This window comes from Sphingobacterium sp. DR205, assembly GCF_011064245.1.
Lineage (GTDB): Bacteria > Bacteroidota > Bacteroidia > Sphingobacteriales > Sphingobacteriaceae > Sphingobacterium > Sphingobacterium athyrii.
This window is the reverse complement of sequence record NZ_CP049333.1, coordinates 2710087-2723908: the sequence shown is the minus strand read 5'-3', so window position 1 is coordinate 2723908 and position 13822 is coordinate 2710087. Positions and strand designations below refer to the sequence as shown.

At 39.1% G+C, this 13822-nt stretch carries 14 protein-coding genes; 7 read left to right on the top strand and 7 right to left on the bottom strand.

Annotated elements, in window-relative coordinates:
• Positions 1 to 8: 8 nt before the first annotated feature.
• The 3 genes from G6053_RS11460 (at position 9) to G6053_RS11450 (ending at position 2575) form a co-directional block, all read left to right on the top strand.
• Positions 9 to 764 carry a metallophosphoesterase gene (locus tag G6053_RS11460; protein WP_165306517.1) on the top strand — a complete coding sequence of 252 codons (756 nt, stop codon included), beginning with the start codon at positions 9 to 11 and terminating at the stop codon, positions 762 to 764.
• Positions 765 to 931: 167 nt separating this feature from the next.
• A complete protein-coding gene (locus tag G6053_RS11455) occupies positions 932 to 1681 on the top strand; it encodes a hypothetical protein (protein ID WP_165306516.1) in 750 nt (249 codons plus the stop codon).
• A 336-nt stretch (positions 1682 to 2017) separates the two neighbouring features.
• A complete protein-coding gene (locus G6053_RS11450) occupies positions 2018 to 2575 on the top strand; it encodes a hypothetical protein (protein WP_165306515.1) in 558 nt (185 codons plus the stop codon).
• A gap of 21 nt (positions 2576 to 2596) precedes the next feature.
• On the opposite strand, the gene ligD is transcribed toward G6053_RS11450, so the two are convergent.
• Positions 2597 to 3529 carry a non-homologous end-joining DNA ligase gene (gene ligD / locus G6053_RS11445; protein WP_165306514.1) on the bottom strand — a complete coding sequence of 311 codons (933 nt, stop codon included), beginning with the start codon at positions 3527 to 3529 and terminating at the stop codon, positions 2597 to 2599.
• Positions 3530 to 3715: 186 nt separating this feature from the next.
• Here ligD and G6053_RS11440 point away from each other — a divergent pair, with 186 nt between their 5' ends.
• The 4 genes from G6053_RS11440 to G6053_RS11425 are packed head-to-tail and all read left to right on the top strand — an operon-like array spanning position 3716 to position 5407.
• The gene (locus tag G6053_RS11440; protein WP_165306513.1) at positions 3716 to 3898 is read left to right on the top strand and encodes a DUF3606 domain-containing protein; all 183 of its coding nucleotides are present in this window, start codon (positions 3716 to 3718) and stop codon (positions 3896 to 3898) included.
• Between the two features lie 13 nt (positions 3899 to 3911).
• On the top strand, positions 3912 to 4169 hold the full coding sequence (locus G6053_RS11435) for a hypothetical protein (RefSeq protein WP_165306512.1): 258 nt from the start codon (positions 3912 to 3914) through the stop codon (positions 4167 to 4169).
• Between the two features lie 22 nt (positions 4170 to 4191).
• Entirely contained in the window at positions 4192 to 4962 is a 771-nt protein-coding gene (gene xth / locus G6053_RS11430) for an exodeoxyribonuclease III (RefSeq protein ID WP_165306511.1), read from the top strand.
• A 13-nt stretch (positions 4963 to 4975) separates the two neighbouring features.
• Positions 4976 to 5407 (top strand): tetratricopeptide repeat protein, encoded by a 432-nt coding sequence (locus G6053_RS11425; RefSeq protein ID WP_165306510.1) that lies wholly within the window; start codon positions 4976 to 4978, stop codon positions 5405 to 5407.
• Positions 5408 to 5429: 22 nt separating this feature from the next.
• Here the strand turns inward: G6053_RS11425 and G6053_RS11420 are convergent, their stop codons facing one another.
• Genes G6053_RS11420 through dinB form a run of 6 tightly spaced genes read right to left on the bottom strand, consistent with a single transcriptional unit; the run spans position 5430 to position 13762 of the window.
• Entirely contained in the window at positions 5430 to 6110 is a 681-nt protein-coding gene (locus G6053_RS11420; protein ID WP_165306509.1) for a hypothetical protein, read from the bottom strand.
• Between the two features lie 14 nt (positions 6111 to 6124).
• Positions 6125 to 7162, bottom strand: coding sequence for a hypothetical protein (locus G6053_RS11415; RefSeq protein WP_165306508.1), 1038 nt, complete (start codon positions 7160 to 7162; stop codon positions 6125 to 6127).
• Positions 7163 to 7171: 9 nt separating this feature from the next.
• On the bottom strand, positions 7172 to 9094 hold the full coding sequence (locus tag G6053_RS11410) for an AAA family ATPase (protein ID WP_165306507.1): 1923 nt from the start codon (positions 9092 to 9094) through the stop codon (positions 7172 to 7174).
• Positions 9095 to 9130: 36 nt separating this feature from the next.
• On the bottom strand, positions 9131 to 9601 hold the full coding sequence (locus G6053_RS11405; RefSeq protein ID WP_165306506.1) for a hypothetical protein: 471 nt from the start codon (positions 9599 to 9601) through the stop codon (positions 9131 to 9133).
• 57 nt (positions 9602 to 9658) lie between these two features.
• On the bottom strand, positions 9659 to 12595 hold the full coding sequence (gene dnaE / locus G6053_RS11400; RefSeq protein WP_165306505.1) for a DNA polymerase III subunit alpha: 2937 nt from the start codon (positions 12593 to 12595) through the stop codon (positions 9659 to 9661).
• Between the two features lie 15 nt (positions 12596 to 12610).
• Entirely contained in the window at positions 12611 to 13762 is a 1152-nt protein-coding gene (gene dinB / locus G6053_RS11395) for a DNA polymerase IV (protein ID WP_206531929.1), read from the bottom strand.
• Between the last annotated feature and the right edge of the window lie 60 nt (positions 13763 to 13822).

Here is a 13822-nt window from a genome sequence, read left to right as displayed (position 1 = left end):
TATTGATTATGGCAAGAGAACGGGTGTTTGTAATGGGCGATATACACGGAGCATATAAGGCGCTGATGCAATGTTTGGAGCGCTCGGGATTCGATTACGAAATGGATACATTAATCCAGCTCGGCGATGTTGTGGATGGATACGGGCAGAGTTATGAGTGCGTCGAAGAATTATTGAAAATTAAAAACCTCATAGCTATCCGTGGTAATCATGATGCCTGGTTTTATGATTTTTTACAAACGGATTTCCACCCCGGCTATTGGAATTATGGAGGTAAAGCAACGATAGAATCCTACTTAGAGCACGCCGGTAAAAAGGTGATATGCATTCCATCCGGCAGCGGTTATAAAACATCATTGAACAGCTCTGACATCCCTGCCGCTCACCGGCAGTTTTTCCAGAATCAAAGGCTATATTTTATTGATAAGCGGCAGCGCTGTTTTGTCCATGGAGGATTTAACCGCGAGATTGCTTTCGATCAGCAGGCTTTTAGTAAATACTACTGGGACCGGGATCTATGGACAGATGCATTAATCCATGAAAATGCCGGTGGAACAGTAAAAGATTTTCAAGTGCCAACTCCGTTTAAAGAGATTTTTATTGGTCATACATCGACCACAAATTGGGAAACAGATAAGCCAATGACAGCACTAAATATTACAAATTTGGACACCGGCGCTGGTCACATAGGCAAACTTACCATCATGGACGTAAACAGTAAGCAGTATTGGCAATCTGAACCAGTCGTTCGATTATATAATTAGCATCTCTGGAGCTTGCTGGCTCCAATATTACACGGGCAATTACCTTGCCCATTATCTCAGTTATATTTATAAAAAATAGTAGCTATATATAAAGCATCACTTTAATTCACTACCGGTTTTCATCTTTGTAATACCAGGCACTACAGCCCGGTATAAACAAGGAAAATATGAAAACATGGTATTTTGTGGCGGCTCTACTCCTATGTACAGCTGCTTGTCAGAAAGGAAAACAGACCGACCCCCTTCCATCTGTAAATAAATCAGAAGTAAAACCGCGAAAGGATTTTGCACAGGCAGCGAATCCTGAAAATCCTTTCGATGAAGTGGGCAAAATCCACAATCTTGGACTTGAAGCATTAATAACCTATGTGGAGACAACCAGAGATACTACGAGATACGGTAGAAGTGTCTTCCTGGCTAAATTTTTCAAGGAACACTATAACATACATGCCAAGCCGGAACAATCATTGAAATTGGAAATGGCAATTAAGAAAGACTTTAAGGATGTATTGTTTTCCCAGAGAATTTCTAACCGTTCCAAAGAATTTCTTAAAGAAATGTCAGCAATTTTAGAGCGCATTAAAACATTAGAAGATTACAGTCCTTACAAAGAAGCGTTCGTAACGCTTGAAAAAAAGATATATCTTGAAAAATTGCCAGAAAAGGAGAAAGAAATTCTTTTGTCAACCGCATCTATATTTCGCTATTCAGGGTTATTCTGGATGGAATTTTATAACAATACCCCACAGGCGGAAACCTGGGGATTGCTTAGGAAACTAGCGGGTGTTATCGTCGGTATTGCGGCAGACGCTACTTCTTTCTTTTACTACGCATTTGTTGATAGTTCTTATTATGAACGGCTTGAATCCACTATCGATATGAGTTACGTTTGCGGATATGGAACGGGATGGTATTAATAACCTAAACGCTATCACAAAAAGAACATTATAGCATCAAAACGTTGTAAGAATTCAGCGGTCCTGACTTAATTTCAGGGCCACTGATTAACGAATCCCTCAATTATAGGGTACGAAATTGACATGAGTAAAGAGCAATGATTAGGTGGTTCAAGGGTCCTTAAAGCCGAAAGCACCAATATAACGTCCAGTATCTTTCACTGAGTATCCTTCTCTCCAGTAAACTTTCTCTTAGAACAGGATAACATTGACCTGCCTTGCTTATAGCGCATGGCGAGGATTTCTCCTACTGCAAAATAATTGGTAACTTAATAACAATTAACTGTCTTAAAAGATATGCGCCACATCGCTCCAGAACATCTCTCACCGTTTTCGAAAGAAATTTCTTCGAACGAATTTCCGATTGAAATCAGTAGACAATGGCTGCAAGCATTGAAAATAAAATTAAAAATTATTGATCCTGCATGTGGTAATGATCAATTTAAAATACGGTTTAGCGGGATGAGATATGAGGATGGTGTCCTTGGGCCTGTAGGAAATATACCTTTGGTGATATATGCGGAAGAAAAAGGTGGCAAAGACATTGTAATCTTTGATGAGCGTAAACACGGATACGAAAGCCTAATGGTAGAGCAGAAGGAATACTCGGAGCCAATCTTTTCGGAATATATCGATAACCACGGTGCTGACTATTTCCGCATATACTTTTGCTGCAATTCCAGCGTCGATTTCGAAGATGAATTTGTTTTTAATGAAAATGGCAGGATTGAAACCATTCACGGTGAATTTCGCGATTTAAGGTGGCTCCAAGCGAATGCCTTTGATTATGTAGTTGTTTTCCTCGAAAACGATCAGGGTTTAGTTACTAAACTTTTAGAGTTAGAGTTGGCGTAAAAGATATTTAATTGCCGCAGTTTATTTTGGCACCTCTCTTACCACCTGTTTTGGCTTTTTATCCTGACGAAAGCCAAGGAACGTCGCAGGCTTACGTATTCTGCCGGTTTTCGTCCAGGTCGCAAACTCGAAGTTGGCAACCAACTGTGGTTTTACCCAATGAATTTTGGCTCCTTTAGTATCAAGTACTTTGTTAGCAAAAGGAGAATCTTCTGTTTCGATGGCCTGAAGTTTTTTTAATATGCCCGGCATTTCACTTTGCTTATAACCTCCGCCGCTGCGACCGATCCATACGAGTTTTCCGTTTTCATAGGCGCCGAACAGTAAGCTTTTAAAGGACCTGGCTTTATCGGATTCTGCCCAGCCTCCAATAACAAACTCCTGGCGTTTTTTCGTCGGCGTTTTCAACCAATTGTATCCTCTTTCACCATCATTGTATTCGCTGTCTTTTTTCTTGGCGACAATGCCTTCAAGATTTAATTCAAGCATTTTCTCGTACAGGGCTGGACCATTATCAAAGCTTTCACTGAAGCGGAATATTTTGTCTTTAGAAACGAGTTTCTTAAGCAGTTCTTTTCTGTCAACTAAAGGAAACTCGCGAAGGTCATTTCCGTCCAGCCACAGCAGATCAAAAACGGCGTATGATATCGGCATCTCACTGCCATTATAGAGTTGAAGGGAATCAAAGTCCGGCTTACCTTCATCATTAAAAACAACAACTTCTCCATCAATAATAGCATCATGTCCGAGACCTTTTAGTGCCTCTTCAATCAATGGATACTTTGTGGTGTAGTTTAGGCCGCTGCGAGAATCCATATGTACTTTTCCGTTTTTTACGAAAGAGACAATCCTGTATCCATCCCATTTAATTTCGTACAAATATTCATCGCTATCCATCGGCTCTTTTGTAAGCGTGCACAGCATTGGTTTAATATGTTCCGGCATCTTATTCATAACTCAGTTTTCCTGATAAACATCTGCCGGTAGAGTTTGGTTCTCTCTGAAGCGCCCACCATATCCCCCAATTCAGCAATCTACCTCTCCCGAACAAAAAAATATATGGTGAGTCAAAATGTTAATGAATATAAAAAACGCTCAACTATTCTTTACCAAGGTTGTTCCCTTTAAAAACACATGAACATGACAGACAATAAAAACAAAAAAGATGCAAGGGATAGAAATAAGGTGGCCGGTGGAGAACCGTATGAAATCGACTATCTCGTAAGAGAACTTGGAGTAAGCCGCCAGGATGTAGAAGCAGCTATTGCTGCAGTCGGAAACGATCGGGAAAAGATAAAAAAATATCTGAAAAAGAAGGATTAAAAAACTCTTGGCTATGGCAACGATTGCTAGGTACGACGATGTTCCTGTAACTTTAGATACAGGGGACCAATGGATATTTAATTTCGAGATTGGAGATAATAACGAGGTCGGTCAGTTTGCCCGTATAACTTCGGGGGATTTTGAATTCTTTATCGACGAAGATCTCGAATTTATATTAGGTGATATGCCTGAGCAATGGCGCCAGCCGGCAATTGCAAAACTATTGCTTATTCTCGATACGGAACAGCATCGCGATGGCCGTCTAAAATAATATCGAATTTTAACCGCTCAGCATGAAGATTGCAACCTACAACATCAATGGAATTAACGGACGATTGCCGGTACTTATCCGCTGGCTGAAGGAAGCGAAGCCAGATATTGTATGTCTTCAGGAATTAAAAGCCCCGCAGGCAAAATTTCCATTCAAAGCAATAAGTGATGCAGGATACCACGGAGTCTGGGTTGGGCAAAAGAGCTGGAACGGGGTGGCTGTCCTTTCCAAGCACGAAATTACAGAAATCACCAATCGGTTGCCAGGCGATGATAAAGATACACACAGCAGGTACCTCGAAGTAATTGTAAAGCAAACAGTAATTTGCTGCTTATACCTTCCTAACGGTAATCCATACCCTGGCCCTAAATTCGATTACAAATTGGCATGGTTAAAAAGACTGCATAGAAGAGCCAGGAAACTTATAAAAATGGAGGTTCCTGTTATTCTAATCGGGGATTTTAACATCATGCCCACAGAGCTGGACACCTATAAACCGCAGAAATATATCGACAACGCACTTTTCCGTATTGAGGTAACAAAAGCCTTCAAACTCCTTTTAAAGCAAGGTTGGATAGACTCAATACGCACGTTATTCCCTTCGGAGCCCGTGTATACTTTTTGGGATTATCTGCGTCATGCTTATGATCGGAATGCAGGCCTTCGCCTGGATCATATTCTACTTAGCCCGGTCATAGCAAAGCGCTTGGCAACAGGTGGAGTAGATAAACATGTTAGAGGATGGGAAAAATCCAGTGATCATGCTCCAACCTGGATCACCCTGAAAGATTAATTTATTACCAAGGATGGCATCAAAATTATCATTAAAAGAGTTGGTCGAGCAAGGGCTTTCTTTAGAAAAGGAAGGCAAGGCCAAAGAGGCCGTAAAATCATATAGCGCGGCCATAAAACGAGCGCCCACTTATTCGGCGGCCTATAATCGGCTAATGATATTATTTAGGAGACAGAAAGAATATAAAAAAGAAATTGATCTCATCGGGCAAGCACTCCAATCTTATGAACAGGAAATCGCTGACGAACGGCAGCGATGGGAAAAAGATCATAGTGGCTCTGCCGACATTAGTTTGAAGCTTGCAAAAAGTATGGGACTTATTAATGAAAAGGGTCTACCGGTACATGAAGAACCGCAGGTTTTAGCTTGGCGGAAAAGATTGGAAACCGCGCGCAAAAAGCTCGCTACGCAAAGTAATAAACCTCAGAAAAGTTCTGTAAAATAGAAGTAAGCAGGATTTATCGTCTTTAAATTATAGAAATATGTTTGACCGTAATCCCAGCTAATTCCTTTTCGACGTCGAGGTTTTTACAACCTTCAAGATTTAGCTGCTCCAATTCATGTAATTCAGAAATCGTTGTTTTAATACCTCTCAGCTGCGTACACTTTTGCAGGAATAGGGTCTTTAGCTTTTGACACCTTTCAATACCTGATATGGTAACTATAGAACTACCGATTATACGCAGGTATTCCAGGTTATGGGCCTGTTCTAACAAGGATAGATCTTCTGTTTTTAAAGCCGCAATTTGTAGCCGCTTTAACTTAACTTGTCCCCATCCATTTATTTTCGGACCATAACTTATATTTAGTTGTTCCAACATTGGGAAAATGGAAAGGTCAAGTTTAAAATCGCCCGCAGCACTCCAGCGGAGGTTTTTAAGCCCATATAGGTATTTCAGTCCGTCGATGTTTGACTTTTTGGACATAGGAACAAGCCAGTGAAAAGTTTCAATAAAATCACGGCCTCTCAGGAAGTCAAAACTGATGACCTGTTTGCTCCAATCGCCATCCGTCCATACACATACCTCTTTAATTCCATTTTCCTGGGCATAATCCAGGCCTTCTTCCAGATGTTCGAATGAAACTCGAATTCCTTTAAAATGCGCCATCTCACTGTAGTCTATAATATACTTTTCTTTATTATCCATTCTTTAGAGCGGAGTTATATTTTTATATTTCTATTCATCGCAGTAATTCTTAATTCATCCCAGATATCCCTAGTTAATTTAGACAGTGGTCGTAAGTGAAGTTTTTCATCTGAAATGTAGTTCCCAAATATTATTTCTTTAATTTCATCAGGGTCTTTAAAGAGCTTCTCATTACCGATTTTATATGAATTTAATAATTCACCCATTTTAAGGTCCGAGTACATGTATGCTTTTTTTATTAACTCACCAACGATAGCTTTGTGGAATTGGGCATTTTCTAATATATGAAATATGTCGTGATTATTTTTTATACGTCTGTCGTCAGGATGTCTATTATCAGTCGACTCTATTGTAATTTGAAAATCTTTTTTACCTTCAAGAAATTCGATCGAATCTACACCAATACGAAAAACCCTTAATTTATCTGACCCTTCTATAAATGGGTGTATGTTATCCTCTATGGTGAACTCTTTAATATGTTTATATCTACTGTTACAAGTAAGGCAACTTGGAACAAGATTATAAAATGAAACCGCCAGATAAGGATAATCAGATTGACTAAAAAAATGGTCAAAATCCGGGCGGGCGACGCCACCATCATCGCCGCTCACCGCTAGTGTATAATTCATGTTACAGTAAAGACAAACTGTTACTCCTAAGTCTTCGCAGTGTTTATATGCTAAATCCTTATTGCTAGAAAATCCACTATAGTTAAAAATCTTTTTAATCTCATCGGAAAACCTCTTCTTTATACTTTTTATTTCCAAAGAGTTTTTATCATTTTCTTGCGCCTTCCATCGACTATATACAATAACTTCAAAACTCTTGTTAACCATTTTAATTATATCCCTAAGTTTACTAGGTTGCCCGGTTAAAAGTTCTGGCATTTGAGACTGAAGGTCTGTATAAAATTGTCGTTCGTGCGTTCCTGCTGGCAGGGAATCAATTTTTTGTTGAAGATTATTCGTAATAGAAAATTCCTTTTCCAGCATTTGTGAAAAATTCAGTGCGAGAGCATCAAGTTCAGGTATCGTTTTCCCTATTTTAATCATTTTTGAATATTATTTTTCCATTTGGTCCTCAATGTCTTTAATTCGCTGCTGGAGAATTTGAATTTCATCGTAGCCATTAAATGCTTTTATCCACATGTCTTCTAGTTTAAATTTTAAAACCTTTTCGCCAATTAGATTTAGAGTCTTTTTATAGTTTTTATGCTTTGATATAGCAACCTCTCCCGTTTTGATATAGTTAATTATATCGTTTATTTTTTTGCTGGCAAATTCTCCGATTACTGCACCATTCATATAAAAAGCGTCAGCATACAGTGTATGAATATTGCCGGCAAATGTCTCTTCCTTATTATTCAAAGGTGATAAGACCCTAATCCCGGAAGTGCTTGTTTTTTCAATAAATATTAAATTGTCTTTCGGTAGGTCAGAAGATAGAAAAGGTGTGTTTGTCGTGAAAATCAATTGTATTTTTTTATCTGCGTAAAGTCTGGACAGATAATTTAAAACCAGATTAAAATATTGCTTTTGCCATTGAGGATGAAAGTATACATCACCCTCATCTATTAGAATAACAAGATTTTTTGAATCAGCAACTTTTGACTTAGCAAAATGGAACCTGGACAGCAAGTTTAGAAATGACTGCTCTCCTGAACTAAGGTTCCGCCAACTTGGTTCTATAAAATCAGTAAATCCCTTAACCTGTGTATACTGTGAAAGAAAGTTCTCTATGATATTTACTCGGTTTCCAATCTCTTTATTATCCCATAAAATTGGCATGATACCAACATAGCGATGGCTATCAAAAGACTCCCTTATAATTTCTAATGAACGTATTTCTATAAGGTCTTCAACCATATTAAGGAAGGATAAAATGTCCTCAGAATACTTCTTTAAGAAATTGATATCAACATCACCATAAACATCTGAGTGGAATTTCGCGGAGCCAATAGATTTGAAAAAGTCTTTAACAAAGCGCATTAATGGTATGTCGAAATCTGGAGCTCCTACATTATCAATTAATGGTCCTGGACTTGTAAATGCTCTATCCTTGACTATAAAGTTTAAAAATGCAGCCAAATACATTTCGTTCAAAAAATACTGCTCTGGATTTCCCCGTTCTGCTTCCAATTTTTGAATAAAATAGTCCTTAAATAATTTATTTAAAATCTCATCAGTTTCCAATTTTAAATACCGTATATCCGACAATAAAATAGTTATGAACAACTTGGATGGAAGCGGAAAATTTATCAAATTGCTATCCTCTGATATCACAAAATCTAAATTCCTACGAATTTCATTGCTTTTAAACAAGTCATAGCTATCTGCTTTCATTTTAAAGTTTTCGCTAGAAATATCTCCGGTTCCTGTTTTAGGCAAGGTTTTTAAATAGGTCAATGTTTCATTATCTTTTTCTTCTCGAATCAAGTTATTTGTAGACAAATCAATTAGCCCGCTCATTGGTGGTTCCTCGGTTTTTATATCAAAAATATTTGAATAATACAGATAGGAGTTTTCATAAAAATTGAAACCATGGGGTAGAGATTCAGCAATATCCAATGAATCGCGATCATATTCAATGATGTCAAAATTTTCAGTTTTGCCTGTTAACTCAACTTTTAAATTGTTCGGATGGCAAACTATATTTCTGGTGGAATTTTGTCCACTAAACTTTAATATAACAATTGCTGGAGCAGTCAGACTATTGTAACCATTAGGAAAAGACTTTTTTATAAAATCTAAGATATTCGATTTTCCAGTACCATTTTGGCCTATTACTGCAGTCACATTTTGAATCTGTGGCAACTCGAAAAAGTCTTCTACATAATTTTCATTTTCAGTCACTGTGATACTAATTTTTTGATCATATTTGTTTTCACTAATATCGACTGTGTTGAAGAAATATCGTGATGAAAAATTAAAACCCTGTTCAATTATATTTTTATATTTTTCTATCCAAGTATAAAGGATTTCCATTTGTTGAAACTTTATTTAAGCAATAATTACATTTTATTAATTCTCAAAACAGAGATATTTATGAAAGGGTTTAGCTAACTCAGAGTCAGGTACCCAAGGGAGGTTTTGATCAAAGCTTTTACCTTGATAGCTGCGAATATGATCTGCAATATCCTTCCCAAATAAAAAATAAGCTTCCTGAGCAAAGGGTTCAATTTCATCCCACTCAAGACTCATTCTTGTCGCTCCCTTACTTTCAGAGCCTGTACTCTTCCATAGTTTTTCAAAATCTTTCAAAAATTTATATCGCCTATCGAAGAGCTCATCTTTTCTTTTCCGCCTGGATAAATCAAAATTCTTTTTCGTATATAATATCCCGAAAATCGCAACTATAGGCGCTAGCGAAGCGGATAAAATAGAAATCAAATCCTTTAATGATTCCATAATTCTTTGATAATTTGATTTTTTAAATCCTAGGTTAAGAATTAGATACTTTAAACTATTACCAAAAATATAAAATTTTGTCACATACAAAAAAAGTTTAAGCACAATTCAGTTTTTGAAACAAATAAAAATATTTGTTTTTTATACACTTCTTGGGTCCAGCTTCATAGGCATTCGCCCACATTTATAAACCTCAATTGCAGGACAACCAAAATCAAGTACCACCTTGCCTTCAATTAAATACAGACCAGAACTGTAAAGCGGATATTTTTTCAATGAAGGAGCGAAATGGACGGTATCGAAAAAATCACCCCTAACATCGAGCAAAGTGCCAAATTTCATGAGCGTGCCGTTTTTGGTCGGGACGGTTTTGTAGGTTACAAGTTCACCAACAATACGGACGATTTGCCCTTCCATATTTTTCAGTGATTTGGCGTCAGTACTCCCTCTATAATCCGATTTTGCAATATCGAACAGACTTCCTGATACGCAAAATCCTAAGAGTTGAATTTCATCATAAAGATCTTCTAGGATATGGTGGTCTAGTGTCGGCAATACGGGCTTTGTCATCATACTTTCGAACAACATGGCACTGCCAGTATCTTTTCGTTTTTCCGAGAGCATGAGATGTGCTTCCCAAAGCAATTCTTTTTTTCGCACACCGGTAAACCGGAGGGCACCGCAACGGATCAGGATAATCAGTTGTTCGAGTTGTACACCAGTACGGAGTACGAAATTTTCAAGACTACCATACGTGCCATTTACGATCCTTTCTTCCACAATCCTTTCACTTATTTTTCCTTCCAGGTTCAGAATGCAGTCAAAGCCCAAATACACGTCTTTACCTTGTATCGAGGTAAGGAATACGCTCTGATTTACGCAAGGTAAATTAATTGTCCCCCCAGCACGCTTCGCTTCATTCACATAAACAGCCCTGTTATAAAATCCCCCGTAGTTATTGAGTACTGCTACCATAAACTCTATCGGGTAATAAGTTTTCAGAAATAGGCTTTGATAGCTTTCAACTGCAAAAGATGCGGAATGTGCTTTATTGAAAGAATAACCGGCAAAGGATTCCATCTGGCGCCAAACCTCCCGGGATATTTCTTCAGGATAGCCTTTACTCTTACAATGGGAGAAAAATTTATCCTCTATTTCTGCCATGTGATTTTTGTTCCGGTATTTGCCACTCATCATCCTACGCAAAACATCGGCATCCGCCAAATCCAGCCCACCAAACCTGTGCCCAATCTTCATTACATCTTCCTGGTAAACCATGACGCCATAGGTATCCTCCAGCTCCTGCTTGAATGCAGGATGGAGATACTGTACCTTATCCGGGTTCTTATGACGCTCGATATAGGTTTTCATCATACCGCTGCTGGCGACCCCTGGCCGTATAATCGAACTTGCCGCTACCAGTGTAAGATAATTATCACAATCCAGTTTACTTATCAATTGCCGCATTGCAGGCGACTCGATATAAAAACATCCTATTGTATTAGCTGACCGCAGCTGATCGGCAATTTTCGGGTCGTTAAAGAACCGTCTCGGATTAGAAGTATCCACTACTTCGCCCCGGTTGATCTTAATGATCTCCCTGCAGTCTTTAATATGACCAATGCCACGCTGGCTCAGGATATCAAATTTTTCAAATCCGATATCTTCCGCCACATACATATCAAACTGCATGGTCGGAAGGCCCTTTGGAGGGTAATCGAGCGCAGAATAACAGGTAAGTGGCTGTTCAGAGATTAAGACCCCCGAGGCATGGATGGTCCGCTGATTCGGAAAATCTACCAGTTGGTTGTATACGGAAAGAATCATGTTGGTGACCTCATTCTTGTTGAGCATATTTTCCGGCTCATTGACCATACGATCGATTTCCCCTTTTGGCAAACCATATACCTTTCCAAGTTCCCTGATGATCGAGCGATCACGAAACGTACTCATTGCCCCCATCAATGCAGTATGGCCGCGCTGGTAACGGCGAAAAATATAGTCATACATTTCATCGCGTTCATTCCATGAAAAGTCAACGTCGAAATCCGGCGGGCTTTGGCGTTTAGGGTTAAGAAACCTTTCGAAGTAAAGGTTGAGTTCGATAGGACAAACATCTGTAATACCCAAACAATAAGCCACAATACTATTAGCACCGCTTCCGCGGCCAACATAATGGAAATCCCTGCTCCTTGCATATCTGCAAATATCATCTGTGATCAGGAAATAGCTGGAAAAATTCAAATTGTCGATAATATCCAGTTCTTTTAAAACCCGCTCCCGTGCTACTTTATCTTCAGGGGCGTACCTTCTTCTCAGACCGTCCATCGCATATTTTTGAAGCAACTGTTTATCGTCATACCGGTTCCCTGTAAAAGTCTCTTTGTTCTTTATCTTTTTAAAATCAAAATCAAAAGAACATTGGCCTAAAAGCTTATTCGTGTTACTGATCAACCGGGGAAATTGCTTGTAAGCATTGAGCAGTTGCACTTTGGTCAAAAAGACCTCATCCTGTCTGCCAACCTGGTGAGGTTCTAATTGTGAGATAAGAAGATTATGCGAGATAGCGCGCAGTTGGGTATGCAGTTTGTAATCGTTTTTTCGGAACGATACCGTTTGCAAAATAACGTACTTTTCCTGATGGGACGCGGGCTCCAAAGCTATCTTGTTGAGCTCAGCGGGCCGTATGCCAATGTACTCATTATCCCGTAAACCTTTGACATCAATTGCGCCATAAGGGTATATTACAAACACATTATTGAATTCAGGTGCTGCCAGCGGAAGTTTTGTATCATCCCGATTAGCTTTTGTCATTAATTCATTGAGTTCCTGAAAACCTCTGGCATTCTTTGCAATACCGATATACAGCAGCTGATCTCCATTACGAAATTCCATTCCTGCTAGACCATTGAGCCCTGCAGCCTTGCACTTTTTCACAAAATCTAACGTGGCGGACGAGTTGTTTATATCGGTGAGCACTGCGGTATCATAACCACATAAAAGCATCCCTTCGATGATCTGATCCAGGCTTAAGGTACCATACCTTAAACTAAAATTACTATGTAGATTCAATACCATTTCCTTCCCTCCTTTCTATCCCTTCTCTGGTAATGCAAAACCTCTGATTATTGAATTTGAACCAAAACGTATTCTTATGTGATCCATTGCGCGCGACAAGTTAAGGTCCTCCAACGTATCGTCAAAAAGATCTGCTTGATAGCTTCCTTGGATTAAATTGCTAAACTTAACACCGATAAGGCGGATCAACATCCGCCGGCTGTACAGTTTGTGGAAGATACTTATTACCTTTTCAGAGATCACCCGCTCGGATGCCGTAAACGGTATTTTCATTTGCTGTGTATGCGTATCGAAGTTGCTGTAACGGATCTTTACTGTTATGCAGGAAGTCAGCTTATTTTCTTTTCGTAGGTCGAAGGCCAGTTCATCGACCATAGAAAGCATTGTTTTACGCAGCACAGTCATATCAATGGTATCCGCCTGAAAAGTTGTTTCCTTACTCATACTTTTCTGCTCATGGAAGGGTACAACCGGGCTATCATCCTGCCCATTTGCTTTTTTCCAAATAGATACGCCATTGTCACCCATGACGCGTTTCATTGCAAATACATCCATTTGCTGCAGGGTGATAATTTTTGAAATACCCATATTTCTTAAAGTCGGATACGTCTTTTCACCGATACCTGGTATTTTCCTGATCGACAATGGGGCGAGAAAAGGCTTTTCAGTGCCCCGGTCAACTTTTTTTGCTCCGCAGGGCTTTGCTTCGCCAGTTGCTATTTTACTTACGGTTTTATTCGCCGATAAACCAAATGAAATAGGTAGCCCGGTTTCTTTAATGATAAGCTGTCTTAGTTCCTGGGTCATTTTCCAGGTACCAAAAAATTTATCCATACCGGACATGTCAATATAATGCTCGTCAATACTAGCTTTCTCGACTAGCGGAACCCGCTGTTCAATGATCTCTGTGACGATATTTGAGTACTTCGAGTAAAGATCATGGTCGCCCCTCACCAAAATTGCCTCCGGACATAATTGCCGTGCCAGCCGCATCGGCATAGCAGAATGGATACCATAAGTTCTGGCTTCGTAACTACAGGAAGCAACAACACCGCGGTCAGAGCTGCCGCCAATTAAAACCGGTTTACCGATAAGATCGCTATTTAAAAGTCGCTCGACCGATACGAAAAAGGTATCCAGGTCGCAATGTATTATTTGCCTTTCCATCTCCACAAAAATTTACTACATTTGTCATTATTAGTAACAAAATGAATGTCACTAATAATA

Coding starts and splice junctions, on each gene's coding strand:
- G6053_RS11440 (WP_165306513.1), top strand. CDS start 3,716: ATGACAGACAATAAAAACAAAAAAGATGCAAGGGATAGAAATAAGGTG.
- G6053_RS11450 (WP_165306515.1), top strand. CDS start 2,018: ATGCGCCACATCGCTCCAGAACATCTCTCACCGTTTTCGAAAGAAATT.
- xth (WP_165306511.1), top strand. CDS start 4,192: ATGAAGATTGCAACCTACAACATCAATGGAATTAACGGACGATTGCCG.
- G6053_RS11420 (WP_165306509.1), bottom strand. CDS start 6,110: ATGGATAATAAAGAAAAGTATATTATAGACTACAGTGAGATGGCGCAT.
- G6053_RS11425 (WP_165306510.1), top strand. CDS start 4,976: ATGGCATCAAAATTATCATTAAAAGAGTTGGTCGAGCAAGGGCTTTCT.
- dinB (WP_206531929.1), bottom strand. CDS start 13,762: ATGGAAAGGCAAATAATACATTGCGACCTGGATACCTTTTTCGTATCG.
- G6053_RS11455 (WP_165306516.1), top strand. CDS start 932: ATGAAAACATGGTATTTTGTGGCGGCTCTACTCCTATGTACAGCTGCT.
- ligD (WP_165306514.1), bottom strand. CDS start 3,529: ATGAATAAGATGCCGGAACATATTAAACCAATGCTGTGCACGCTTACA.
- G6053_RS11435 (WP_165306512.1), top strand. CDS start 3,912: ATGGCAACGATTGCTAGGTACGACGATGTTCCTGTAACTTTAGATACA.
- dnaE (WP_165306505.1), bottom strand. CDS start 12,595: ATGGTATTGAATCTACATAGTAATTTTAGTTTAAGGTATGGTACCTTA.
- G6053_RS11410 (WP_165306507.1), bottom strand. CDS start 9,094: ATGGAAATCCTTTATACTTGGATAGAAAAATATAAAAATATAATTGAA.
- G6053_RS11415 (WP_165306508.1), bottom strand. CDS start 7,162: ATGATTAAAATAGGGAAAACGATACCTGAACTTGATGCTCTCGCACTG.
- G6053_RS11460 (WP_165306517.1), top strand. CDS start 9: ATGGCAAGAGAACGGGTGTTTGTAATGGGCGATATACACGGAGCATAT.